Raw genomic sequence first — 25907 nt, 5'->3', positions numbered from 1 at the left:
CTCCTTCGGTCGTTCTCGGTCGGGCGCCCGGGGTCACCGGGCGGACGTGCTGGTCAGGGTGCGGTCGTCGTCCGAGCGGCCCGGCGCGGACGCGCGCGAGCGGCGGCGGACGACGAGGAGGCCCCCCGCGAGGAGCAGGGCGGCGACGACGGCGACGGCGATCCACACGCCCGCGCCCGGTCCGGTCGACGTGCCGTCCGCGGCGGCGGCGCCGTCGGCGCTCTCGTCCGCGGCGCCGTCCCCGTCCTCCGGGGCGGCCTCGTCGGCGGCGTCCGCGTCGCCCGCGGCGGCGGCGTCGTCCTCGGCCCGCGGCGCGGGCTCCGGCAGCGGCACGACGTCGACCTGCGCGGTCGCGGTCGCCTCGGCGGGCTCGGTGATCGTGGCGGTCAGGGTCCAGTTGCCCTCCGCGAGGACGCCGGGCTCGGACGTGTACCAGCCGACGCCCTCGGACGCCGACTGGAGCGTGAGGGGGCCGACCGTCTCGCCGTCGGCGGACTCCGCCGTGACCGAGACGTCGGCCGACTCCTCGACCGGGTGGCCGTCGAGCTTCCAGGTCAGGTTGGCGGAGATGCCGCCCTCGCCGTCGGTGCCGAGCGAGATGACCACGTCGCCCCCGTGCGCGGCGGCCGGCCCCGCGAGGCCTGTCAGCGCCAGGACGGCGCCGAGCAGGGCGACCAGCGCCGCCCGGAGCAGCGCGCGCGGTCCGGTGCGTCCTGCGCGGCGCGCGGGGCGCAGCGGCCGGGACCGCTCCCGGTGCGGGGCTCGGGTGCTGGTGCGCGAGGGCGTACGGGACATCGGGTCATCACCTCGTCGTGGTGGTCGGTAGGCGGGGCCGACGGTCGTCGTCGGTCCCCGGGGGTGCCCCGGCGCCGGGCCGGAGCGCCCGTACCCGGGCGCCGGGGCCGGAGACCCAGAGGTCCCCGTCGTGCTCGTCGTGCGGCAGCGTACGGTGGCCCGGCCGATGGGCCGTCCGTGCGCCGGTGACCCGCGCGTCGAGCGCGGTGCCCGGCGGGCCGGTGCTCAGCGCACCGACCCGCCGGAACCTGTCAGGAGCAGGACCGGGCCGCGTAGTCAGCCGTCCCGGTGAACGTCCTCCCCTCGGCGTCGGTCGCGGTCACGGTCACGGTGCCGGCGTCGACCGCCGCCGCGCGCGAGGCGAACGACTGGTAGGCGTTCGCACCCGGAGCGACGTCCGCGAACTCCTTCGACCCGAACGGGGTCTCGAGAGTGATCGCGAGCGGGACCGTGTCGTCGTTCGCCGCGCGGACCGCGACGAACACCTTGCCGGCCATGCAGCGCGTCTCCACGGTGACCGTCACGGCGACCGGCTCGACGTCCTCGCCGACCACCCGGAAGTGGCCGAACGACGCCGGCGCACCGGTGTCCGCCGAGGCGCCCAGCGCGAAGAGACCCACCCGGGCGTCGGCCGCCGGAGCGTTCGTCACGCTCTGGTCGAACGTCGTCCAGGTCTCGCCGTCCGCGCTGTACGCACCGGTGAACGTGTCACCGGAGCGCGTGAGACGCAGGTGCCACACCGAGCCGGGGAGGTTCCCCGTCTGCGGCTGCGGGTTCTGCACGACGCCGCCGACCTCGCTGCGCAGCTCGATCCGGGCGCTCCGGGACTGGCCCGCCTGGTTGTCGACCACGTAGTCGAACTTGACGTAGTTGTCGTCGTCGGCGTAGACGATCAGACCGCCCTGCTGGTACTGGCGGTCGAGCGCCGAGCCGTCGACGACGGTCTCGATCGTCCACTCGTCGCCCGGCTGGTCCTGCAGCACGATGTTCGGCACGGGGCGGTTGTCCGTCCCGTAGATGTCCGTCGGCGTCGTGTCGATCTGCAGGGAGCCGTCCGCCACGCGGTAGCCGGTCGGGTCCTCGCGGACGATCGACCAGCGGCACGTGTCGAGGGCGTCGCCGTCGAACTCGTCGTCCGGCCCGGAGGCGGACGCCGTGTCGTCGGGCGTGATGTGGAACCAGTCGAACTCCGCCTCGATCACGGGGGTGCTGGTGTTGTTCCCCTTGAGCGCCACGAGCCCGATCTTCGGGTTCGTCAGGTTCGCGATCGACTTGGTCTCCGGCATCAGCGTGAAGTCGACGCCGTCGGCCGAGTACGCGGCCTGGAGGTTCTCCCCGTTGCTGATGAACCGCACGTAGACCGTGTCGGGGTAGTCAGCGCCGAGGTTGGCCGTGTTGGACTGGTTGACCTCGTTCGGCTGGGCGTTCTCCTCCCGGATGAACTGGAAGATGCGCGTCGAGGCGTCCGCCGAGGCCGAGCGGCCCTGGAGAACCATCTTCGCGTAGTTGTCCTGGTCGCCCCAGATCAGCAGGCCGGCCTGCTGGTACTGCTGGCGGGCGGGCAGGGTGACCTTCGCCGTGGCCGTGAACGGGCCGTCGGGCAGGTCCTGCAGCACCAGGTTCGGCACGACCGTGTTGTCCGTCCCGTAGAAGTCCCGCGTCGCCGTCGGGACCACGAGACGTCCGTCACGGACGACGAGGTTCTGGTCGCGGTTCGTGACCGTCCAGCGGTCCTCGTCGACGTCCGAGCCGAGGAAGTCGTCCGAGCGGCCCGAGAAGCACATCCCCGGCCCGGTCTCGGGCGCCTTCACCGTCACGGTCGTGTACTCGGTCGAGTACGCGCCGCGCTCGTCCGTCGCACGGACCTGGAGGCGGTACGTGCCAGGCTCGTCGTACGTGACCTCGAACGTGTCGCCGCCGTCGACGAAGCCGTCGCCGAGACCCGCGTCCCACGCGAACGTGATCGCGTCGTCCTCGGGGTCGGTGGCAGCGACCGACGCCGTCACGGTGAGAGGCGCCGTGCCCGTGGTCGGGGTGACCTCGAACGAGTCGATGGTCGGGCGCTCGTTGTCCGTGACACCACGGCCGTCGAACTCGAGCCAGTTGACGTTGGCCTGGCCGGACGTCAGGACGAAGTAGAGCGTCCCCGTGCCCGAGGGCACGTCGGTCAGCTCCGCCGCGACGTTCGTGTAGACCTGCCAGTCACCGGTGCCGGGCACCTGGACGGACCCGATCTCCGGGCCGTCCGCGGCGTTCCAGCGGATGGAGACCACCGCGTTGCTCGGCGAGGCCGCACGCAGCGCGATCGAGTCGACGCCGTGGAGCGAGATCGGCTCGTACGCCCACCAGTCACCCGGCTCGATGTAGCCGATGTTCTGGCCACCGCCGGCGCTGTCGCCCGTCGTCTCGCGCACGACACCGGGGTCACCGGTGCTCGTGGAGTCCGCGAGACGGCCCGTGGCCGTGAAGAACTCGGCCTGGAGCAGCTTCGGCTGCAGCACCTGGAGGTCGTTGGCGGTGAGCGGGGCACCCGCCTCGCCGCCGTCGTCCGTGTACGACGCCTCGATCACCCAGAAGATGTTCGACTCGATGCCGTGGCCCTCGTCGCGGGCCGTCTGGAAGACGCCCTCGCAGCCGCCGAGCACGTCCATGGGGTGGGCGTGCGCGTCGTGACCGAGCGACGTCGCGAGCTCGACGTTGCTGCAGTCGACCACGCCGTCGGGGTCGTCGACCTCGATCTCGTAGCGGACCTGGTCGCCCCACTGGAAGAAGCCGCCGTTGTCCGGGAACGTGATGGAGATCGTCGGCGCCTCGTTGCCGACGACGATCGTCACGTTCGCGATCCCCGTCTGGCCCTGGGCGTCGGTCGCCACGAGCTGCGCGACGTAGGTGCCGTTCTCCGTGTAGGTGTGGACCGGGTTCGCCTCGCTCGACGGCTCGGAGCCGTCGCCGAAGGTCCACTGCAGGGTCAGCTCGTCGCCGGCCGGGTGGCGCGTGCCCTCCGAGGAGAACTGCACCGTGAGCGGCGCGTGACCGCTCGTCACGTCGGCGCTCGCTCGCGCGATCGGCGACGGGTTGCCCTTGACGTAGTTGACCTTGTAGATGCCGCTCGAGTCGTTGTCGCCACCGAAGCCCGAGCCCCAGTCGACGACGTAGAGCGCACCGTCCGGACCGAAGTCGAAGTCCATCGCACGGTCGAACCCGGCGCTCGGGTCGAAGATCTTGGGCAGGACCCGGTTGATGTCCACGACGTCGTCACGGCTCTCGCCGTCGAGCTGGATCGAGTACAGCTTGCCCTGGTTCCACTCGCCCAGGAACGCCTTGCCGTCCCAGTACTCGGGCCACTTGACGTCCGAGTCGAGCTCGGCGTCGTACTGGTACACGGGGCCGCCCATGGGCGCACCGCCGCCGCCGATCTCCGGGAAGCTCGGGTTGCCGGCGTAGTTGTACCAGACCTCGGCCTCGATGGCCGGGGGCAGCTGGGTCAGACCCGTGTTGTTCGGGGACGAGTTGACCGGGCCCTCGGCGCAGTTGAACGCCGCGCCGGACTGACCGGTCGCGAAGTTGTACTTGAAGTAGTCCGCGTTCGCGCCCGTGCAGTACGGCCAGCCGTAGAAGCCGGGCTCGCTGACGACGTTCCACTCCACCGTGTTGCCCGGGCCGCGCGTCGGGCTCGCGTTGCCCGCGTCGGGCCCGTAGTCACCCACGAGGATGTTGCCCGAGTAGGGGTCCACGCCGATGCGGAACGGGTTGCGGAAGCCCATCGCGAAGATCTCGGGCCGCGTCTGCGCGGTCCCGGGGGCGAACATGTTGCCCTCCGGGATCGTGTACGTGCCGTCGTCCTCCGGGTGGATGCGCAGGACCTTGCCGCGCAGGTCGTTCGTGTTCGCCGACGACCGCTGGGCGTCGTAGTCCTGACGGCCGGCGCGCTCGTCGTGCGGCGAGTAGCCGCCCGACTCGAACGGGTTGGTGTTGTCACCGGTCGCGAGGATCAGGTTGCCGTCCTCGTCGAAGATCATGTCACCACCGGCGTGGCAGCACGTGTTGCGCTGCGTCGTGACGGTGAGGACCTTCTTCTCGGTGGCCTGGTCGATCGTGCCCGTGGCCGGGTCGAAGTCGAACCGCGAGATCCGGTTGTGCGGACCGTCGGAGCCGACGTTCGCCGGAGCCCAGTAGGTGTAGACCCACCCGTTCTCCGAGAAGTTCGGGTCGAGCACGAGCCCGAGCAGACCGTCCTCGTTGGCGGTGGTCACCGGGAGGGTCGTCGCGGTGTGCGTCGTGTTCGTCTCCGGGTCGATGACCTGCACGCGGCCGTCACGCTCGGCGTAGAACACCGTGCCGTCGGGCGCGACGTCCAGGACCATCGGGTTGCGCGTCTCCTCGTCGAGCGCGACCTGCTCGTAGCTCGCGGACTGCGTCGCCGAGCAGTCGGACGCCACGGCGCCCGCGGCGGTCTGGATGCCGCCCAGCAGGTGCTGGAGGAAGTCCGGGTCCGCGAACGACTCGTCGGTGTGCCCGCCGCCCGTGTACCAGGAGCGGCCGCCGTCGTAGACCTGGCACCACGCCGTCGGGTGCTCGGCGCCCATGGCGCCGCTGCCCGCGTTGTACGTGGTCTCGTCGAGGCTCGCGAGCACGTGCACGGTGTCGCGCGGGTTGGTCCGGAAGTTGTACCACTCGTCGAACCGCTCCCAGCGCGAGGGCAGGTGGGCGGTCGACTCGTGGACGTGGTCCTCGACCTTGACGGTCGCCGTCTGGTTCTGCGGGTGGGCGCTGAAGTACGCGCCGACCAGCCCGCCGTACCAGGGCCAGTCGTACTCGGTGTCGGACGCCGCGTGGATGCCCGCGTACCCGCCCCCGTTCTGGATGTAGCGCTCGAACGCGGCCTGCTGCTCCTCGTTGAGCACGTCGCCGGTCGTGGACAGCCACACGACCGCCTCATACTGCGCGAGGTTCTCGTCCGTGAACGCACCGGCGTCCTCGGTCGCGGTCACCTCGAAGCCGTTCTCCTCGCCGAGCTGCTGGATCGCGGCGATGCCGGCGGGGATCGAGCCGTGGCGGAAGCCACCGGTCTTGCTGAAGACGAGCACGTCGAACGGGTCCGTGTCGGCCGCCGCCACGACCGAGGCCGCCTGCACGGGGCCCGCGGGAGCGGCCGTGGCCGATACCGCCGTCGCGATGGTCAGGGGGAGTGCGACCGCCGCCGCGGCTGCTGCCGCGACCGTGCGCCTCATGGCGAGCGATCCTCCTAGCACGTTTCTCACAAGGTCTCCTCGTCGAGATGGGAACTGTGCTGCGCTCCGCCGGGTCGGCGCCATCGGCCAGCCGTCCGTCCCGGGCTCGTCGGCGGAGAAGTCTCGGCGCTCCGCCGGGCGCCTTCTCGCCGCGCGTGCGGCGGTCCTACCTCCTTCCGTGTCCCCGGTCGCCGGCCGCGCACCTGCGCACGGCCGGCGACCGGACGTTCCGTCCGTGCCGGGCCGGTCCCTAGGGCTCGACCCAGGCGCCCGACGCCGCGCTGCGCTCGACCGCGTCGAGCACGCGCTGGACCGCCAGGCCGTCCGCGAAGGTCGGGGCCGGGTGCGTACCCGCCGCGATCCCCTCCACCAGGTCGACGACCTGGTGCGTGAACGCGTGCTCGTACCCGAGGCCGTGACCCGCGGGCCACCAGTGCGCGACGTACGCGTGCTGGGGCTCGGTGACGACGATCCGCCGGAAGCCGGCGATCGCCGGGTCGTCCGCGGCGTCGAAGAAGTGCAGGACGTTCATGTCCTCGAAGTCGAACGCGACCGAGCCCTTCGACCCGTTGATCTCCAGGCGGATCGCGTTCTTGCGGCCGTACGCGAAGCGCGTGGCCTCGAACGTCCCGATGCCGCCGCCCGACATCCGGGCGAGGAAGACCGCGGCGTCGTCGACCGTGACGGGGCCGCGCTCCGTGCCGCCCTGGCCCGACAGCCCGGCGAACTCGGTCGCGACCGGGCGCTCGGTCACGAAGGTCTCGAGCAGGCCCGACACGCTCGTGATGCGCTCGCCCGTGATGAACTGCGCGAGGTCGATGACGTGCGCCCCGATGTCGCCGAGCGACCCGCTGCCCGCCTTCGACTTGTCGAGGCGCCACGACAGCGGCGTGTCCTCGTCGGCGATCCAGTCCTGCAGGTACTGCGCGCGCACGTGGCGCACGGTGCCGATCCGCCCGTCCGCGACGAGCTGACGCGCGAGCTGGATCGCCGGCACGCGCCGGTAGGTGAAGCCCACCATGGCGACCTGCCCGCGCTGCGCCGCGGCCTCGGCGGCCGCGACCATCGTCTCGGCCTCGGCCACCGTGTTCGCGAGCGGCTTCTCGCACAGCACGTGCTTGCCCGCCTCGAGGGCGGCGATCGCGATCTCCGCGTGCGTGTCGCCGGGCGTGCACACGTCGACCAGGTCGACGTCGTCACGGCTCACGAGCGCCTGCCACCGCGTCTCGGTGGACTCCCAGCCGAGCTTGCGCGCGGCGGCGGCGAGCGCCTCCGGGTTGCGGCCTCCGAGCACCCGCATGCGCGGGGTCAGCGGGAGGTCGAAGAACCGGGGAGCCGTCCGCCAGGCCTGCGAGTGCGCTGCCCCCATGAACGAGTACCCGACCATGCCGACGCCGAGCTGCGCGTCGTCGTTTCCTGCCATGACGTTCCTTCCGTGCTCCTCACGGCGCACGCCCACGGTCCGGCCGGGTCGTGCCCGGGCGGACCGTGGGCGTGGTCCGCGTGTCTTCGTGCTCCGTGCCGACGACCGTCAGCGGTCGATCAGGACTGGAATGCCGAGGGCAGGTACTGGTCGACGTTGTCCTTCGTGACGACCGGCGCGAAGAGCTGGACCGTGCGCGGCACGCCCGAGGAGGCCAGGTCGCTCATGTTCTTCTCGTGCGCGACCAGACGGGCGAGCTTGATGCCGTCCGCGGCCTGGGTCGACGGGTAGATGACCGTCGCCTGGAGGACCGAGTCCCCGGCCTTGATGTGCTCCATGACGTTCGCCGAGCCGGCGCCGCCGACCATGAAGAACTCGTCGCGGCCCGCGTTCTCGATCGCCGAGAGGACGCCGACGCCCTGGTCGTCGTCGTGGTTCCAGATGGCGTCGATCTGCGGCGCGGCCTGGAGCAGGTTGGCCGTCGCGGCCTCGCCGCCCTGGACGGTGAAGTCGGCGGCGACGCGGTTGTCGACGTCGAGGCCGCAGTCGGACAGCGCGTCCGCGAAGCCCTGGCTGCGGTCCTGCGTCAGCGGGAGCGAGTCGATGCCGGCGATCTCCGCGACGACCGCGTCGGGGTTGTCGCCGAGCTGCTCGCAGATGTACTGGCCGGCGCTGACGCCCATGCCGTAGTTGTCGCCGAGGACGGTCGTGCGGGCGGCGAACGGGCTGGAGAACTCGCGGTCGACGTTGATGACCGGGATCCCGGCCTCCATCGCCTTCGTCGCGACGTCCGTGAGCGCGGCGCCGTCGAACGGCAGGAGCACGATCGCGTCGACGCCGTCGTTGATGAAGCCCTCGATCTGGCTGATCTGGACGTTGACGTCGTTCGTGCCGTCGGCGACGCGGAGCTCGACGTCCTCGTACTTCTCGGCCTCGGCCTCCGCCGCGCTCGTGATGGCACCCATCCAGCCGTGGTCGGCGGCGGGGGCGGAGAAGCCGATGACGATCGGGTCGCCCGGGGCGTCGTTGTCGGAGACGGCCTGGCTCGAGCCGCCGCCGCCGTCGTTGCCGTCCGCCGTGTTCTCGGCGGTCGGCGTGTTCGACGTGCACGCCGTGGCGATCAGGGCGACCGAGGCCGCGGAGACGGTCGCGAGCGTGATGCGGCGACGGAGGGTGGTGCGTGCGGACATGGGATCTCCTTCGATGCTGTCCTGCGGGGAGGAACTTCGGGGGAACTGTGGGGGTACCGCCACGGAGGGTGCGGAACCGTGGGTGGTGCGACGAGCCGGTCCGGCGGCGCTACGTGGTCCGCCGCGTCAGGCGCTGCTGGAGCAGCACGGCGCCGACGATGATGGCGCCCTTGGCGATCTGCTGGACCGAGCTGTCGATGTTGTTGATGATGAAGACGTTGGTGAGCGTCGTGAAGATGAGGACGCCCAGGACGGTGCCGACGATCGTGCCGCGACCGCCCGCGAGCAGCGTCCCGCCGACCACGACCGCCGCGATGACGTCGAGCTCGAGGAGCAGGCCGTTCGTCGACGAGCCGGCGCTCGTGCGGGCGAGGATCATGACGCCCGCGATGCCCGCGGTGAGCCCCGAGAGCGCGTACACGTACACGAGGTGGCGCTTGACCTTGATGCCGGCCAGGCGTGCCGCCTCGGCGTTGCCGCCCACGGCCACCGTGCGGCGGCCGAACGTCGTGCGGTTGAAGAGGAACCAGCCGAGCACGGCGACGATCGCGAAGATCCACACGATCTTCGGGACGCCGAGGATGTTGCCCTTGAAGACGTCGTTGAACGCCGGGACGTCCACGATCTGCGTCCGCTTCTGCGCGATGAGCTCGGCGAGGCCGCGCGCCGCGACGAGCATCGCGAGCGTCGCGATGAACGCCACGACCCGCCCGTAGGCGATGATGAGGCCGTTGAGCAGCCCGGCGCCGACGCCGACCGCGAGCGCGCAGATGACCATGACGACCCACCCGTACGACTGGGTCGCGAGCGTCGTCGCCCAGACCGACGCGAGCCCGAGCACGGAGCCGACCGACAGGTCGATGCCGCCCGTCGTGATGACGAACGTCATGCCGATGGCCACGACGCCCAGGACCGACCCGAGGCTGAGGATGGTCATGAGGTTGCTGAGGCTCAGGAACCGCTCGCCGCCCGTCGCGAAGCCCACGACGCACAGGAGGAGCAGCGCGACGACGAGGCCGACGTTCCGACCCGCCGCCCCGGACATGAACCCGCTCTTGCGACGCTCGCTCGCGGCCTTCTCGACCCGGGCCGACTCGTCGGCGTCCGGCTTGTTCGTCGGCACCGATGCCGACACCTGCTGCTCGCTCACGCGACACTTCCTTCCATGACCATGTCGAGCACCTGGTGCTCGTCGATGGAGCTCGAGGGCCCCTCGTGCACGACGCGTCCCTCGGAGACGACGAGGACGCGGTCGGCGAGGCCGAGGACTTCGGGGATCTCGCTGGAGACGACGACGACGGCCGCACCCCCGTCGGCGAGCCTGCGGATGAGGGCGTAGATCTCGGCGCGCGCGCCGACGTCCACGCCGCGCGTGGGCTCGTCGAGGAGCAGGACGCGGCAGCCGTGGACGAGCCAGCGGGCGAGCATCGCCTTCTGCTGGTTCCCGCCCGAGAGCGTGCGGATCGGGCGCTCGACGCCTGCGGGACGGAGCTCCAGGGAGTCGGCCTGCTCCTTGGCGGCGCGACGCTCGGCGCGCTCGTCGAGCAGTCCTCCCCGTGCGAAGCGGGCGAACGTCGACAGCGTGACGTTGCGGTAGACCGGCTCGTCGAGCAGGAGCCCCTGGCTCTTGCGCTCCTCGGGCGCGAGCCCGATCCCGGCGTCCACCGCGGCGGCCACGGAGCCCGGGCGCAGCCTCTTGGAGTCGACGGTGACCGTGCCGGCGGTCGCGCGTCGCGCGCCGTAGATCGTCTCGATGATCTCCGAGCGCCCCGCGCCCACGAGACCGGCGAGACCGACGATCTCCCCCGCGCGCACCTGGAGCGACACGTCCTCGAACACGCCGCGCAGGCCCAGTCCCTCGACGTCCAGCACGACGGGTGCGTCGTCCGAGGTCTCGGGGGCCTCGGGGAAGACGTACTCGACGGTGCGGCCCGTCATGAGGGTGATGAGCTTCTGCGTCGGGGTCTCGGAGACCGGGAGGTTCTGCGCGACGGTGCGGCCGTCCTTGAGCACGGTGATGCGGTCGCCGATCTCGCGGATCTCCTCGAGGCGGTGCGAGATGTACACGACCGCGACGCCCGCCTTGGTCAGCTCCTTGACGACGCGGAAGAGGTTGCCCACCTCCTCGGAGTCCAGCACGGCCGACGGCTCGTCCATGATGATGACGCGCGCGTCGTGCGACAGGGCACGCGCCATCGAGACGATCTGCTTGCCGGCCGCGGACAGGTGCCCGACCTCCTGGGTGGGCGAGACCTCCGCGTGGCCGAGCCGCCTGAGGATCTCCCGTGTGCGACGCACGGCCTCGCGCCGCTGGGAGAACCCCGCGGTGGCGAGCTCGTGCCCGAGGTAGACGTTCTCGGCGACGGTGAGGCCGTCGACGACGTCGAGCTCCTGGTACATCGTCGCGACGCCGTACCGCAGGGCGGTGACGGGGTCGGAGATGGTGATGGGCTCGCCGTCGAGGAGGATCTGCCCCTCGGTGGGCTGGTGCGCCCCGGCGAGCACCTTGATGAGCGTGGACTTGCCGGCGCCGTTCTGCCCGAGGAGGCAGTGGACCTCGCCCGGGAGGACCTCGAGATCGACGCCGTCGAGCGCTCGCGCCCCGGGGAACACCTTGACGATGCCCTGCATCTGCAGGAGCGGCTGGGGAGGGTCTGCGGTGACCATGCGGTGAACCTAGCCGACCTTTTGACGAGCGTCAATCATAAGATCGCGACCTTTTGCCGCTGTTACGACTTCGTTACCGTCAAAAGTGCGCGCTTCGTGACGGATCGCGAGAACGCTCCCATCCGAGGGGTTCGCCGTCGCCGACAGCGGTGACATCGGGGAGGGAGGCGCACAACCTGCGGAACGCTGCGGTTCCTGGAGGAAAGTCGGGATGGGGAGCTGGGGTGGGGCGACTCGGCGCCCGGACGAGGCCCGCCGTCGGGCCTCCGGATCTTCGGCGACGTCCATGTCGCCTTGAGACGGGACAGTAGGGTACCTTTTGGCGATCGTCAAGCAAAAGCCGATGACTCGTCCGGCACGAACGGACGACCGACGAGAGGCTCCGTGATTCACTGTGCCCATGGAGGAACTGCTGAAGTTCGCGCCGCGCCCGACCGGCGCCGGCGACATGTTCCAGCTGCTCCGGGACGGTCAGCCGCGCACGCGCGCGGACCTCGCAGCGATCACGGGACAGGCGCGGTCGACCATCGCCGCCCGGATCGACCTCCTCATGTCGGCGGGCCTCATCGCCCCTGCGGGCGAGGCGAGCTCGACGGGCGGCCGCCCGCCCGTGACCTTCGCCTTCAGCCCCGAGGCGCGCATCGTGCTCGCGGTCGACCTCGGCGCGACGCACGCGCGGCTCGCCGTCACGGACCTCGCGTCGAACGTGCTCGCGGAGACGGACGCGGCGCTCGCCATCGCGGACGGCCCCGACGTCGTGCTGTCGTGGGTCGCGGACACGGGCGAGAAGCTCGTCGCGACGACGGGCCGCAGCCTCGACGACCTCGTGAGCGTCGGCGTCGGCCTCCCCGGGCCCGTCGAGCACTCCTCCGGCCGGCCCATCAACCCGCCGATCATGCCCGCGTGGGACGACGTCGACGTCCCCGGGATCCTCCAGAAGCGGTTCAACGCGTCGGTCCTCGTGGACAACGACGTCAACATCATGGCGCTCGGCGAGCACCGCACGGCGTGGCCCGCCGTGACGGACATGCTCTTCGTCAAGGTCGCCACCGGCATCGGCTCCGGGATCATCGCGGACGGCGAGCTGCGCCGCGGCGCCCAGGGCGCCGCCGGCGACATCGGGCACGTCGCCGTGCCGAGCGCGGCCGACGTCCCGTGCCGCTGCGGGAACGTCGGGTGCCTCGAGGCCGTCGCGAGCGGCCAGGCCGTCGCCGCCGCGCTCGCGGCCGCCGGGCTCGACGCGAGCAACAGCGCCGACGTCGTCGCGCTCGTGCGCGCCGGCGACCTCGCCGCGAGCCAGGCCGTGCGCCAGGCAGGGCGTGACATCGGCTCGGTGCTCGCCGCGTGCGTGAGCCTCCTGAACCCCTCGCTCATCGTCATCGGCGGCATCGTCGCCGAGGCGGGCGAGCACCTCATCGCGGGCATCCGCGAGATCGTGTACCAGCGGTCGCTCCCCCTCGCGACCCAGCACCTGCGTATCGTCACCTCGCAGGCGCGCGGCCAGGCCGGCGTGCTCGGTGCGAGCGCCATGGCTGTGGATCACGTACTCTCGCCCGCAGCGATCGACGCGCTCATCGCCTGAGCGGCGGGGGCGCGGTCGCCGGGGGCCGCTGCCCGCGCACGCGGGCGCGCAGAGTGTGACGAGGCACGAGGAGGAGTCATGACCGAGCGGGACCGTCGAGCGCTGGTGGTCCGGGGTGGGTGGCCCGGGCACGCACCCGAGGAGGCGGCCGAGCTGTTCGTCCCGTTCCTCGAGGCGTCCGGCTTCGACGTGACGCTCGAAGGGTCGCTGGAGGCGTACGCCGACCAGGAGTTCATGGCGGGGATCGACCTCGTCGTCCAGTGCTGGACGATGGGCGAGATCCTCCCCGACGAGATGCGCGGGCTGCGCACGGCCGTCGCCAACGGCACCGGGTTCGCGGGCTGGCACGGCGGCATCGTCGACTCGTTCCGCCTCGCGACCGACTACCTGCAGATGGTGGGCGGGCAGTTCGCCGCGCACGCGCACGACCTCATCGACCACACCATCGAGATCGTGCCCGAGCGGGCCGACCACCCCATCGTCGCCGGGATCGGCCCGATCTCGCTGCACTCCGAGCAGTACTGGGTGCTCGCGGACTCGTACAACGAGGTCCTCGCGACGACGACCATCGTCCCGCAGGACGGTGACCCGTGGCACGAGCCGGTCGTGTCGCCGGCCGTGTGGACGCGACGCTGGGGCGCCGGCCGCATCTTCGTGTGCGCGGCGGGTCACCAGCTCGCCGACCTCGAGGTCCCGCCCGTCCGCACGATCGTCGAGCGCGGCATCCTCTGGGCGAGCCGCTGACGCCCGTCCCGCCGCGCGCCGGGTTCCCTGGACTCGGCGCGTGACCTCGTTCCACGGCCTCCTCGCCTACCCGATCACGCCGCTCGCCCCCGGCGGCGCGCCCGACCTCGACACGCTCGGCCACCTGGTCCGCGGTGCCGTCGTGCTCGCGTCCTCCGGCGCCGGGGTGACGTTCGACGCCGACGAGCGCGACGTCGTGGTTCGTGGAGCGGTCGGTGCCGCGCGGGCCGCGCCCTCCCCCGACGGCGCCGCACCGGTGCCCGTGCACGTCGCGGTGAGCGGGTCCTCCACGCGCGAGGTGCTCGCCCGCGCCCGCGCCGCGCGCGACGGCGGCGCGGACGGTCTCGTGCTCGCGCCCTTCTCGTACCTGCCGCTCGACGAGCGGGAGGTCGTCGCCCTGTTCGAGGCCGTCGCCGCCGCCGTCGACCTGCCCGTGTGCTTCTACAACCGGAGCGTGCAGACCGCATACGACCTCACGCCCGACGCGCTCGCACGGCTCGCGCGCACGACGACCGTGACGGCCGTCAAGGACCCGGCGTCGACGCCGGCGCGGCCGACCGGCCGGGTCGCCGCGCTGCGGGCGGCGACCGCCGGTCTCGGGGTGAGCGTCGGGCTGAGCGGCGACGCCGCGATCGTCGACGGTGCCGAGGCGGCGGACGCCTGGCACACCGGCCTCGCGGCCCTCGTCCCCGCCGACTACGTGGCGCTCCGCCACGCCCGGGTCGCGGGCACGGAGCCCGACCCGGACCTCCTGGCGTGGCTGCACGACCTCACCGGGGTGCTCGCCGGGATCCGTCCGGTGAGCGGGCTCCACGCGCTCGCGACCCTGCTCGGCGTGCCGACCGCTCCCCCGCGCGGCCCGTCGCTCCCGGTCCCGCCCGACGACGTCGCGCGCCTGCGCGAGGTCGTGGCCCGGCGCCCCGTCACGACCTGAGGCGGCGGGTGCGCCTCAGGCCTCGGGGTCAGGGGCGGCGCCCGTCCCGTCGCCGCCCACGCGGTCGGCCACGGCCTCGGGGCCGCCGGCGAGGAGCGCGACGAAACCCTCCTCGTCGAGGATCGGCAGGCCGAGGTCGCGCGCCTTCGTCTCCTTCGAGCCCGCGTTCGCGCCCACGACGACGTAGTCCGTCTTCTTCGACACCGACCCCGACGCCTTGCCGCCCGCGGCGATGACGGCCTCCTTCGCGCCGTCGCGGCTGAAGCCCTCGAGCGAGCCGGTGACGACGACCGTCAGGCCGGCGAGCGGGCCCGTCGGCTCCTGCCGGGCACCGGGACCGGGATGGCCGGGGATCTCGAACCGCACGCCCGCCGCACGCCAGCGCTCGACGATCTCGACGTGCCAGTCGACCGTGAACCACTCGACGACCTGGTCGGCGATCACGGGGCCCACACCCTCGACCGCGGCGAGCTCGTCGCGCGACGCCGCGCGGATCGCGTCGAGCGACCCGAACCAGTCGGCGAGGGCGCGCGCGGCAACCGGGCCGACGTGGCGGATGTTGAGGCTCACGAGGATGCGCCACAGGTCCTTCGTCTTCGCGAGCTCGAGTTCCTCGACGAGCTTCGTCGCGTTCGTCGACGCCTCGAAGAGCGGCTCGCCCGCCTCGATCGCCGCCCGCTCCGCGGCCTTGGAGAGCTTGCGCTTCTTCCGGAAGGGCCACACGGACTTGACGGTCGCGGTCGAGCCGTCGGGCATCGTGATCTCGGCCGGCTCGCCCGTGCCGTCGTACTCGCGCGGCAGCCCGGTCTCGGCGTCGCGCACCACGACGCGGATCGGCACGAGCTGCTCGACGCTGAGGTCGAACAGCCCCGCCTCCGTGCGCAGCGGCGGCTCGGCGGGCTCGAGCGGCTGCGTGAGCGCCGCCGCGGTGACCTCGCCCAGCACCTCGATGTCCAGCCCTCCGCGCGAGCCGATGTGCTCGACGCGCCCGCGCACCTGGGCCGGGCACGACTCGGCGTTGGGACAGCGCAGGTCGACGTCGCCCTCCTTCATGGGCCGCAGCGGCGTGCCGCACTCCGGGCAGTTCGTCGGCATGACGAAGTCCTCGCGCGGGTAGCCGTCGTCCGCGAGCGCCGCGACCGGGCCGAGGATCTCCGGGATGACGTCCCCCGCCTTGCGCAGCACGACCATGTCGCCGATGCGCACGCCCTTGGCGCGGACCACGTCCTGGTTGTGCAGGGTCGCCTGGCGCACGGTGCTGCCCGCGACCTTGACCGGCTCCATGACGGCGTACGGCGTCGCGCGCCCCGTGCGCCCGACGCCGACCTGGATGGCGAGCAGCCGGGTGTTGACCTCCTCGGGCGGGTACTTGTAGGCGATGGCCCACCGGGGCGCGCGGCTCGTGGCGCCGAGGCGGCGCTGGAGCGCGAGCTCGTCGACCTTGACGACGATGCCGTCGAGCTCGTGCTCGATGTCGTGGCGGTGCTCCCCGAAGTACGCGATGCGGTCCATGACCTCGTCGAGGCCGTGCACCACGCGGTTGTGCGGCGAGACGGGCACGCCCCACTGCTCGAACAGCGCGTACGCGTCGGACTGGCGCGCGAGCTCGGCGTGCTCGCCGGCCTCCCACTGGAGCGCGCCGACGCCGTGCGCGTACATGCGCAGGTTGCGGCTCGCCGTGACCGCCGGGTCCTTCTGCCGCAGCGAGCCGGCCGCGGTGTTGCGCGGGTTGGCGTAGGGGGCCTGGCCCGCGGCGACGAGCTTCTCGTTGAGGGCCGCGAAGTCAGCGACTCCCATGAAGACCTCGCCGCGGATCTCGATGACGTCCGGGTGCGTCGCCGGGTCGCCGCCGAGGCGCTGCGGGATGCTCCCGATGGTGCGCACGTTCGCGGACACGTCCTCGCCGGTGCGGCCGTCGCCGCGCGTGGCGGCGCGCACGAGCCGGCCCTTCTCGTAGAGCAGCGCGATCGCGAGGCCGTCGATCTTCACCTCGCACAGGTAGTCCACGGCCGCGTCCTCGCCCACCCCGAGGTCGCGGTGCACGCGCGCGGCCCAGGCCGCGAGGTCCTCGGCGGAGAACGCGTTGTCGAGCGAGAGCATCGGCTCGAGGTGCTGGACGGTCGCGAAGCCCGCGGCCGCACGCCCGCCGACGCGCTGCGTGGGCGACTCGGGCGTCTGGAGCGCGGGGTGCGCGGCCTCGAGCGCCTGGAGCTCGTGCATCCGCGCGTCGTACTCGGCGTCCGAGGAGACCGGCTGGTCCTCCTCGTAGTACGCGCGCTGGTCGGCCTCGATCTGCGCGACGAGCTCGGACCAGCGGCGCTGGGCACCCGCCTCGTCGAGCTCGGCGGCGGACGTCGCCGCGGGGGCGTCCGGGTCCGTCGCGGTCGGGGTGGTCGGTGCGGACGTCGGGATGCTCTCGCTCACCCGCACATCATCGCGCGGACCGCCGACATCCGCCGCCCCCGCCGCGCTGCCCCGCCCGGGCGCTCAACCCCACCCGTGGGACGCGTCGTCGTGCATCGGCGGGCACGTCCCGCCCGGCTCCGTCGCGGCCTCGAAGTGCCACAGCTCGTTCGCGTACGTGCGGCACAGGCCGAACTCGGCGCCGTGCTGCTCGAGCCACAGCGCGCCGTCCGTCGGGCCCACGTCGATCGCGAGGCCCGCCACGTGCTCCGACGTCTCGGGCGGCAGCACCCACCGGTGCGCCTCCTGCGCCGAGCCGTAGCGCTCGAGCGCGGCCTCGACGAGCCGCTGCTGCTCCGCGGCGGTGCGCCACCCGGACGTGAGGCGGAGCTCGACGCCGTCCGCGTCGGCGGCGGCGCGCGCGGCGTCGAACCGGCGCTCGAGCTCCGGATCGAGGCCCGTCGCGGCCGGCGGGCTCGGTGTCGCCGCGGCGACGGGCGCGTCCCCGCGGTCGGACCCGCGCACCGCGTCGAGCGCTCCCGTGGCCGCCCACCCGAGCGCCGCGGCGACGGCGACCACCGCCACGACGGTGCCCGCGGAGCGCCCGGCGCGGGCGAGGAGGGCGGCCAGGGACGTGGCGCGCGGGGAGGTCGGGACGGGCGGGACGGACTCGTGTCGTGGTCATGCACCGAGGCTCGCCCGGTCGCCCGCCCCGCCGCATCGACCCGTCGGCGACTCGTGCACCCCCGCCGTCCGGCGCACGCGGGCGCGCGCCGTCAGCCCGCGGCCCGACGCGGCTCAGCCCTGGGGCGGAGCCGCACCCGGCCCCGGTCTGCCACCCCGGGCTGTCCCGCGGCGACCGGCGCGCGGCTACCGTGGACGCGTGCCACAGCTCACCCGCCTGCCCGCCTGGGCGCAGGACCTCGCGGTCGCGCTCGCCGCGGGCGCCGTGTGGTTCACCGTCATCACCGTGATGGAGAGCGGCGACTACTGGTACCCCCGGAACCCGGAGTCGTACCGCGTGGCGGGCCTGTGGATCGTGCTCACCCTCGCGCTGCGCCGCGTGGTGCCGGGCCCGCTGTTCTGGACGACGGCGATGCTCTACCCGCTCGCCCTGCCGTGGACCATGCAGACGCCGTTCGAGCTGATCCCGCTCCTCGTGGCGGGCTTCGCCGCGACGCGCTCGGGCGCCGTGCCGTGGCCGCTCGCGGCGCTCGCGAGCGGCCTCTCGGCGTTCGCGCTGCAGCTCTGGGAGCGCCCGCACCTCGCGCTCCCCCTGCAGCCCCCCTCGCCGCTGTGGCTCGGCCGGTCGCCGTCCGACGTGCTCGTCGCGCTCGCGCTCGCGCTGGGGGCCGTCGCGGCCGGGTACTTCTTCCGGCGCCTCGCGCTCACGTCGGAGCGCCTGCGCGCACGCAACGCGGAGCTCCAGGCCCTCCAGGCCGAGCTCGCCGAGCGTGCCGTGCTCGCGGAGCGCACGCGCATCGCGCGCGAGCTGCACGACGTCGTCGCGCACCACATGTCCGCGATCGTCGTGCGGGCGCAGGCCGCGGACCGCGTCGCGGCGAACCAGCCCGGCGCCCCCGCCGAGGCCGTGCGCTGGATCTCCGACGAGGGCAAGCAGGCGCTCACCGCGATGCGCTCGGTCGTCCAGGTGCTGCGGCGCGACACCGAGGCCGACGGCGGGACCGCCGCCCTCGCCCCGACGCCCGACGGCACCCGCACCCCCGACGAGCTCCGCGCGGCCGCGCGCCGCCTGCGCGACGCGGGCCGCGACGTCGCCCTCACGCTCCCCCACTCCTGGCCGACGACGAGCGCCGAGACCGGCCTCGCCGTCGTCCGCATCGCCCAGGAGGCCCTGACGAACGTGCTGCTGCACTCGCTCGCCCGCGACGTCACCGTGACGCTCACCGACGACGCGCCCGACCTGCGCCTGCGCGTCCACGACGCGGGCCCTCCCCTGCCGAGCACCGACGGCCGCCGGGGCCACGGGCTGACCTCGATGCGCGAGCGCGCGCTCGCCGCCGGGGGCGAGCTCTCCGCCGGGCCGGACGGGCGCGGCGGCTGGACGGTCGAGGCACGCATCCCCCGGGAGGGCGCGTGACCGCCCCCGCGCCGGGCGCCGACGGGGCCGGCGCCGCGCTCTCCTCGGTCCGCGTCGTCGTCGTGGACGACCAGGCGACGATCCGGCTCGGCCTGCGGATGATCCTCGACAACGAGCCGGACGTCACCGTGGTCGGCGAGGCCGGGGACGGGGAGACGGCCGTCGCCATGGCACGCGCCCTGCGCCCCGACGTCGTGCTCATGGACGTCCGCATGCCGCGGCTCGACGGCATCGAGGCGACCGCGCGCATCGTGGCGGATCCCGACCTCGCGGACGTGCGCACCCTCGTGCTCACGACGTTCGACGACGACGAGTACGTGTACGGCGCGCTGCGCGCCGGGGCCGCGGGGTTCCTCCTCAAGGACGCGGACCCGCAGACCCTCGTCGACGCCGTGCACCGCGTCCGCGCGGGCGACTCCCTGCTCGACCCGGCGGTCACCGGTCGGATCATCTCGACGTACGTCGAGCTCGCCCGGCACGCTCCGCTCCCGGGCGCCGACGCCGCGACGGGCGACGCGCCGGCCGGGCTCGACGCGGCGACGCCGCGCGAGCGGGAGGTGCTGCTCGCGGTCGCGCGCGGCCTGTCCAACCGGGAGATCGGCGCGGAGCTGCACCTCACCGAGGCGACCGTGAAGAGCCACGTGCGGTCGCTCCTCACCAAGGTCGGGCTGACGAACCGGGTGCAGCTCGTCATCCTCGCCTACGAGGCCGGGGTCGTGCGGCCGGGCGGCGCCGACTGAGCCCGGCTCACGCCTCCGGGGGCAGGCCCTCCACGGCCTGCCCGAACGCCTCGACGATGCGCCACATGTCTCCGAGCAGGACCTCGAGGCGCTGCTCGAACCCGTCGCCGACGTAGACCCAGGTGTCGTGGGACCCGTCCCGGCGGTGGAGCGACACCACGAGCTCCGACGCCGACCGCTCGTCCCGCTGCACGCCGTCCGAGGACGCGCGCGGCGCGAGGGTCGTGGCGGGCACCGTGAGCTCCGGGCCGAGGTGCTTGCGGTCGTGCGGGTGGTCGCCCTCCTCGTGGACGGCCACGCACCACGGCGGGCAGTCGTCCACCTGCCAGGACGGCCTCCCGAGCGGCGAAGCCCACACTGCTGATCCCCCTGTCGTGCTGTCGAGCACGTCCGTCATGCCGATCACCTCCCCGGCGACGGGACCATGATGCCGGGGGCGTCCGACACGCCGGACCGCGCCGTTTACGAAGGCGGTGGACGGAGGAGCGAGACGGGGTCGACGTCGAGCCGCTCGGCGAGCTTCTCGACGGAGCGGAGAGTCAGGTTGCGTTCGCCGCGCTCGACCCCGCCCATGTAGGTCCGGTGGACGCCGAGGAACTCGGCGAAGTCCTCCTGGCTCATCCCGCGGCGGACCCGGAGGGTCCGCAGGTTCTCACCCAGCGCGCGCTGCAGATCTCCTTGCACGCGTGCAACCGTCACCCAGCGCTACTCCTCGGTCTACAGACTTATCGGTATCACTCCCGTTCTCGAACGGCCCCCTCCCCCGCGCGGCGAGGGCGCCCGCGGACGCTGCTACTCATAGATAGCACACGCCGCCGGCTCCCGTCACGCGACGGAGCCCGACGGCGGGAGGGGACTCGCGCCGTCGGGCTCCGCTCTCGTGGGGCCGGGAGGGTCAGCCGGCCGCCACGCTCCCGGCGGACGGGGTCACCGCCCGCTCGTCCTGCGCGCCCGCGCCCTCGTGGGCCGCGAGGCGCTCGGCACGCACGACCTCGCGGCTGCTGCCGCGGTAGGCCGCGACGAGGATGTCGCGCATGTCCTCCAGGACCGGCATCCGCGGGTTCGCGGGGGCGCACTGGTCCTCGAACGACCGCAGCGCGAGGTCGTCGAGACGGCTCATGAACGCCCGCTCGTCGACGCCCTGCGCGGCGAACGTCGGCTCGATGCCGACCTTGGCCCGCAGCTCCTCGACCGCCGTCGCGTACGACTCGACGCCCTCCTCCGGGGTGGAGGCCGGCAGGCCGAGGTGCTTCGCGATCTCCTGGAACCGCTCCGGGGCCACGTAGCGCTCGTACTTGGGCCAGCTCGTGAGCTTCGTGGGGACCTGGCCGTTGTAGCGGATCACGTGCGGCAGGAGCACCGCGTTGGTGCGCCCGTGCACGAGGTGGAAGGTCGAGCCCACGGTGTGCGCCATGGCGTGCACGATGCCGAGCATCGCCGAGCCGAACGCCATGCCCGCGATGGTCGCCGCGTTGTGCATCTTCTCGCGGGCCTTCGGGGCCGCCGCGCCCTGCGTGACCGAGTCCTCGACGTTCTCGAAGACCATCTTGATCGCCTGCAGGCACAGCCCGTCGGTGAAGTCGTTCGCGTAGACCGAGACGAACGCCTCGGTCGCGTGCGTGAGGGCGTCGAAGCCCGAGTCGGCCGCGAGCTTCGCCGGCATGGTGTCCGTGAGGACCGGGTCGACGATGGCGACGGTCGGGGTGAGCGCGTAGTCCGCGAGCGGGTACTTGAAGCCCGTCTCCGGGTCGGTGATGACCGCGAACGGCGTCACCTCCGCGCCGGTGCCCGACGACGTCGGGATGCACACGAGCTTCGCTCTGCCCCCGAGCTCCGGGAACTTGTACGCGCGCTTGCGCACGTCGAAGAACTTCTCGCGCATGTCGGCGAACTCGATCTCCGGGTGCTCGTACCGCAGCCACATGACCTTGGCGGCGTCCATCGGCGAGCCGCCGCCGATCGCGATGATCGTGTCCGGCTCGAAGTCGCGCATCGACTCCGCGCCGCGGTTCACGGTCCCGACGCTCGGCTCGGGCTCGACCGCGTCGATGACCTGGATCGCGACCTTCTCCTCGCGGCGGGCGAGGACGTCGAGCACGCGGTCCACGACGCCGATGCGGCTCATGACCTTGTCGGTGACGATCGTGACGCGGTGCACGTCGCGCATCTGCGCGAGGTACTGGATCGAGTTGGGCTCGAAGTACGTCTTGGCCGGCACCTTGAACCACTGCATGTTGTTGTTGCGCCGCCCGATCCGCTTGACGTTGATGAGGTTGACCGCCGAGACGTTGTTCGACACCGAGTTGGCGCCGTAGCTGCCGCAGCCGAGCGTGAGCGACGGGAGCAGCGCGTTGTAGATGTCCCCGATGCCGCCGAGCGACGTCGGGCTGTTCCAGAGCACGCGCACCGCCTTGACGCGCGAGCCGTACTCCTCGACCAGCGCCTCGTCCGCCGTGTGGATCGCGGCGGAGTGCCCCAGGCCGTCGAGCTCGACCATGCGCTCCGCGAGCCGGACGCCGTGCTCGGTGTCGCGCGCGCGCAGGACGGCGAGGACGGGCGTGAGCTTCTCACGGCTCAGCGGCTCGTGGGGGCCGACGTCGTCGATCTCGGCGAGGATGATCGACGTGTCGTCGGGGACCTCGAAGCCGGCCTCGCGCGCGATCCAGGTGGGCGACTTGCCCACGACCTGCGGGTTGAGCTTGGCGCCGGCGCAGTTCGCGCCCGTCGCCTCGACGCCGAAGATCAGGCGCTCGAGCATCGCCTTCTCGGCCGGGGTGGCGCGGTAGGCGTGCAGGCGGGCCAGCTCCCGCATCGCGTCGTCGTAGACGACGTCGTCGAGGATGAGCGCCTGCTCCGACGCGCACACCATGCCGTTGTCGAACGCCTTCGACATCACGACGTCGTTGATCGCGCGGCCGAGGTCGGCGCTCTTCTCGACGTAGGCGGGGACGTTGCCCGCGCCGACGCCGAGCGCCGGCTTGCCGGCCGAGTAGGCCGCGCGGACCATGCCGTTGCCGCCCGTGGCGAGGATGAGCGCGACGCCCGGGTGGTGCATGAGCGTGTTCGTCGCCTCGATCGACGGGTGCTCGACCCACTGGATGCAGTCCTCCGGTGCGCCGGCCGCGACCGCGGCCTCGCGCACGATGCGGGCCGCCTCGACCGACGAGCGCTGCGCGCTCGGGTGGAACGCGAACACGACGGGGTTGCGCGTCTTGAGCGCGATGAGCGACTTGAAGATCGTGGTCGACGTCGGGTTGGTCACCGGCGTCACGGCGCACACCACGCCGACGGGCTCGGCGATCTCGACGACGCCCGTGAGCTCGTCGCGACCGATGACCCCGACCGTCTTGAGGTTCGCCATCGAGTTGGGCACGTGCTCGCACGCGAAGATGTTCTTCGTCGCCTTGTCCTCGAAGACGCCGCGCCCGGTCTCGGCGACGGCCATCTGCGCGAGGTGGCCGTGCTGGTGCAGGCCGGCGACGGACGCCTTGAGGACGATCCGGTCGACGTCCTCCTGCGTGAGGCTCATGAACTGCTCGAGCGCCTTGCGGGCGCGCTCGACGAGGACGTCGATCTCGTGGGTGGTGCGCGTGTCCTCGGTGCGGGTCTCGGTCGTCGTGCGGGCGCTCGTCGCGCTCATGCGTCCCCTCCGGTGCCCGGGCGGGCGTCGGCCGCGGGTGCTGCCGGGGCCGGATTGCCCCGGCTCCTTCAGCGGTCTCTCTACTTGTGAAGACTTTCACAAGATGCCGGGCCCCACAAGGTCTCCGCCGCGGTGCGGGCCCAAGGTCCCGCCGCCCTCGTGACCTCCGCACCACCACGCGCGCCGTCGCCGTAGGGTGGGGGACCATGACCGCCGAGCAGACGACGAGCCCCTCCCGCGCACCCGAGAGCTCCGGCCAAGCCGTCCCCGCCGACCACGCCGCGGCGCACGACCCCTACCTGTGGCTCGAGGACGTCGACGGCGACGAGGCCCTGGCCTGGGTCCGGGCGCGCAACGCCGAGGTCGCCGCGACGCTCGAGACCGCCGACGCGTTCACGGCGACCGAGCGCGCGATCCGCGAGGTGCTCGACTCCGACGCCAGGATCCCCGAGGTCTCGAAGATCGGTGACCGGTACTACAACTTCTGGCGCGACGCGCAGCACGAGCGCGGCGTCTGGCGGCGCACGACGCTCGACTCCTACCGCACGGACGAGCCGGAGTGGGAGACCGTGCTCGACCTCGACGCGCTCGCCGCCGCCGAGGGCGAGTCCTGGGTCTGGCACGGCGCGACCGTCCTGCGCCCGACGCCCGAGCAGCTCGCGGCGGGCGAGCCGTGGCGCCACGCGCTCGTCGAGCTCTCCCCCGGCGGCTCCGACGCCGACGTCACGCGCGAGTTCGACCTCGTCGAGAAGCGGTTCGTCGCGCCCGAGGAGGGCGGCTTCCTCCGCGCCGAGGCGAAGGGCTCGCTCGGCTGGCTCGACGCCGACACCGTGTACGTCTTCACCGACTTCGGGGAGGGCACGCTCACGCCCTCCGGCTACCCGCGCGTCGTCAAGCTCTGGACGCGCGGCACCCCGCTCGAGGACGCCGTGACCGTCTACGAGGGCACGGACGAGGACATGTACATCTCGGCCTGGCGCTCGCACACGCCCGGGTTCGAGCGCGACTTCGTGCACCGGTCCAAGGCCTTCTACTCCGACGAGCTCTACCTCGCCGAGAATCCCGGGACGCCCGAGCAGCGCCTGACGAAGATCGACGTGCCGGACTCGGCCGAGGTCGGCGTGCGCCGCGAGTGGATGCTCGTCGAGCTGCGCGACGACTGGACCGTCGGCGGCGCCACCTACCGCGCGGGCTCGCTCCTCGCGGCCCGCTTCGACGACTTCCTCGCAGGCGACCGCGGCTTCACCGTGCTCTTCGAGCCGAGCGCGACGACGTCGCTCGCGGGCGCCACGTGGACGCGCCACCACCTCGTGGTCAACGTCCTGGACGACGTGAAGAACCGGCTGCACGTGCTCACCCCGCCGGACGCCTCCGCGACCGCCGGCGACGGGACGCCCGCCGCGCAGGACGCCGCGGACGCGCCGTGGGTGCGCTCCGAGCTCCCCGGCCTGCCCGCGCTCGGGACGGTCGCCGTCGGCGCGGTGGACCCCGTCGACTCCGACGACCTCTGGCTCGTCACGACCGACTACCTGACGCCCACGACGCTCTCGCTCGTGTCGCTCGGCGACCACCCCGGCGAGGCGGGCGCGCCCGAGGTCGTCAAGTCCAACCCCGCGTTCTTCGACGCCGACGGCATGACCGTCGCGCAGCACTTCGCCACGTCCGACGACGGCACGCGCGTGCCGTACTTCGTCGTCGGCCGGGCGGACCTCGTCGAGGGCACGGGCGCCGCCCCGACGCTGCTGTACGGGTACGGCGGCTTCGAGATCTCGCTCACCCCCGCCTACTCCGGCGCGCTCGGACGGGCCTGGCTGGCGCAGGGCGGCGTCTACGTCGTCGCGAACATCCGCGGCGGCGGCGAGTACGGCCCCGCCTGGCACCAGGCCGCGCTCCGGGCGAACCGCCACCGCGCCTACGAGGACTTCGCCGCCGTCGCGCGCGACCTCGTGGCCCGCGGGATCACGACGCCCGAGCACCTGGGCATGGAGGGCCGCTCCAACGGCGGCCTGCTCGCCGGGAACATGCTCACGCAGTACCCCGAGCTCTTCGGCGCCGTGATCGTCGGCGTCCCGCTGCTCGACATGCGCCGCTACACGAAGCTCCTCGCCGGCGCGTCGTGGGCCGCCGAGTACGGCGACCCGGACGACCCCGAGCAGTGGGAGTTCCTCCGCACGTTCTCGCCGTACCACCTGTTCGACCCCGAGCGCGACTACCCGCCCGTGCTGTTCACGACGTCGACCAAGGACGACCGCGTCCACCCCGGCCACGCACGCAAGCTCGCCGCGGCGATGCTCGCCGCGGGCAAGGACGTCACGTACTACGAGAACATCGAGGGCGGCCACGGCGGCGCCGCGAACAACGCCCAGGCCGCGCACATGGCCGCGGTGCACTACCGCTTCCTCGCCGAGCGCCTCGCCTGACCGGACGCTCCTGGCGGGTCGAGCAGGTGGTCCCGGC

The 25907-nt window shown here is 72.9% G+C and carries 17 protein-coding genes; 6 read left to right on the top strand and 11 right to left on the bottom strand.

Annotation, left to right across the window (positions count from 1 at the left end):
- Positions 1–33: 33 nt before the first annotated feature.
- The 6 genes from GJV82_RS06145 to GJV82_RS06120 form a co-directional block, all read right to left on the bottom strand.
- Positions 34–795: a hypothetical protein gene (locus GJV82_RS06145; protein ID WP_155098611.1), complete on the bottom strand. Its 762-nt coding sequence runs from the start codon at positions 793–795 to the stop codon at positions 34–36.
- A gap of 251 nt (positions 796–1046) precedes the next feature.
- Positions 1047–6026: a ThuA domain-containing protein gene (locus GJV82_RS06140; RefSeq protein WP_155098610.1), complete on the bottom strand. Its 4980-nt coding sequence runs from the start codon at positions 6024–6026 to the stop codon at positions 1047–1049.
- 250 nt (positions 6027–6276) lie between these two features.
- Positions 6277–7449, bottom strand: a complete 1173-nt coding sequence (locus GJV82_RS06135) for a Gfo/Idh/MocA family protein (RefSeq protein WP_024839224.1) — start codon at positions 7447–7449, stop codon at positions 6277–6279.
- A 119-nt stretch (positions 7450–7568) separates the two neighbouring features.
- Positions 7569–8639 carry a substrate-binding domain-containing protein gene (locus GJV82_RS06130; protein ID WP_155098609.1) on the bottom strand — a complete coding sequence of 357 codons (1071 nt, stop codon included), beginning with the start codon at positions 8637–8639 and terminating at the stop codon, positions 7569–7571.
- A 109-nt stretch (positions 8640–8748) separates the two neighbouring features.
- A complete protein-coding gene (locus tag GJV82_RS06125; RefSeq protein ID WP_024839226.1) occupies positions 8749–9789 on the bottom strand; it encodes an ABC transporter permease in 1041 nt (346 codons plus the stop codon).
- Positions 9786–11306, bottom strand: coding sequence for a sugar ABC transporter ATP-binding protein (locus GJV82_RS06120; RefSeq protein WP_081772180.1), 1521 nt, complete (start codon positions 11304–11306; stop codon positions 9786–9788). Before GJV82_RS06120 ends, GJV82_RS06125 begins: the two co-directional genes overlap by 4 nt.
- A gap of 400 nt (positions 11307–11706) precedes the next feature.
- Here GJV82_RS06120 and GJV82_RS06115 point away from each other — a divergent pair, with 400 nt between their 5' ends.
- From GJV82_RS06115 to GJV82_RS06105, 3 genes are all read left to right on the top strand, one after another.
- On the top strand, positions 11707–12888 hold the full coding sequence (locus GJV82_RS06115) for an ROK family transcriptional regulator (RefSeq protein ID WP_024839228.1): 1182 nt from the start codon (positions 11707–11709) through the stop codon (positions 12886–12888).
- 78 nt (positions 12889–12966) lie between these two features.
- Positions 12967–13632 carry a ThuA domain-containing protein gene (locus GJV82_RS06110; RefSeq protein ID WP_155098608.1) on the top strand — a complete coding sequence of 222 codons (666 nt, stop codon included), beginning with the start codon at positions 12967–12969 and terminating at the stop codon, positions 13630–13632.
- 40 nt (positions 13633–13672) lie between these two features.
- Positions 13673–14566 carry a dihydrodipicolinate synthase family protein gene (locus GJV82_RS06105; RefSeq protein WP_155098607.1) on the top strand — a complete coding sequence of 298 codons (894 nt, stop codon included), beginning with the start codon at positions 13673–13675 and terminating at the stop codon, positions 14564–14566.
- 15 nt (positions 14567–14581) lie between these two features.
- Here the strand turns inward: GJV82_RS06105 and ligA are convergent, their stop codons facing one another.
- Positions 14582–16990, bottom strand: a complete 2409-nt coding sequence (gene ligA, locus GJV82_RS06100) for an NAD-dependent DNA ligase LigA (RefSeq protein WP_318657346.1) — start codon at positions 16988–16990, stop codon at positions 14582–14584.
- 63 nt (positions 16991–17053) lie between these two features.
- Complete coding sequence (locus tag GJV82_RS06095) at positions 17054–17548, bottom strand: M15 family metallopeptidase (RefSeq protein WP_318657345.1); 495 nt, start codon at positions 17546–17548, stop codon at positions 17054–17056.
- 304 nt (positions 17549–17852) lie between these two features.
- On the opposite strand from GJV82_RS06095, the gene GJV82_RS06090 reads away from it, so the two are divergent.
- Positions 17853–19070, top strand: coding sequence for a sensor histidine kinase (locus GJV82_RS06090; protein WP_155098605.1), 1218 nt, complete (start codon positions 17853–17855; stop codon positions 19068–19070).
- The gene (locus GJV82_RS06085; RefSeq protein WP_318657344.1) at positions 19067–19810 is read left to right on the top strand and encodes a response regulator transcription factor; all 744 of its coding nucleotides are present in this window, start codon (positions 19067–19069) and stop codon (positions 19808–19810) included. The genes GJV82_RS06090 and GJV82_RS06085 overlap by 4 nt, the downstream gene beginning before the upstream one ends.
- Before the next feature lie 7 nt (positions 19811–19817).
- On the opposite strand, the gene GJV82_RS06080 is transcribed toward GJV82_RS06085, so the two are convergent.
- From GJV82_RS06080 to adhE, 3 genes are all read right to left on the bottom strand, one after another.
- A complete protein-coding gene (locus tag GJV82_RS06080) occupies positions 19818–20207 on the bottom strand; it encodes a DUF6907 domain-containing protein (protein ID WP_143314189.1) in 390 nt (129 codons plus the stop codon).
- Positions 20208–20272: 65 nt separating this feature from the next.
- Positions 20273–20509 (bottom strand): helix-turn-helix domain-containing protein, encoded by a 237-nt coding sequence (locus GJV82_RS06075; RefSeq protein ID WP_231492774.1) that lies wholly within the window; start codon positions 20507–20509, stop codon positions 20273–20275.
- 196 nt (positions 20510–20705) lie between these two features.
- Positions 20706–23450, bottom strand: a complete 2745-nt coding sequence (gene adhE, locus GJV82_RS06070) for a bifunctional acetaldehyde-CoA/alcohol dehydrogenase (protein ID WP_155098604.1) — start codon at positions 23448–23450, stop codon at positions 20706–20708.
- 206 nt (positions 23451–23656) lie between these two features.
- Between adhE and GJV82_RS06065 the strand changes: the two genes are divergently transcribed.
- On the top strand, positions 23657–25870 hold the full coding sequence (locus tag GJV82_RS06065) for a prolyl oligopeptidase family serine peptidase (protein ID WP_155098603.1): 2214 nt from the start codon (positions 23657–23659) through the stop codon (positions 25868–25870).
- Positions 25871–25907 lie beyond the last annotated feature (37 nt).

Source organism: Cellulosimicrobium composti (assembly GCF_009711085.1).
In the GTDB taxonomy this organism is placed as follows: domain Bacteria; phylum Actinomycetota; class Actinomycetes; order Actinomycetales; family Cellulomonadaceae; genus Cellulosimicrobium; species Cellulosimicrobium composti.
Note: the sequence above shows the minus strand (reverse complement) of the source record. Positions and strands in the feature narration are given on the sequence as shown.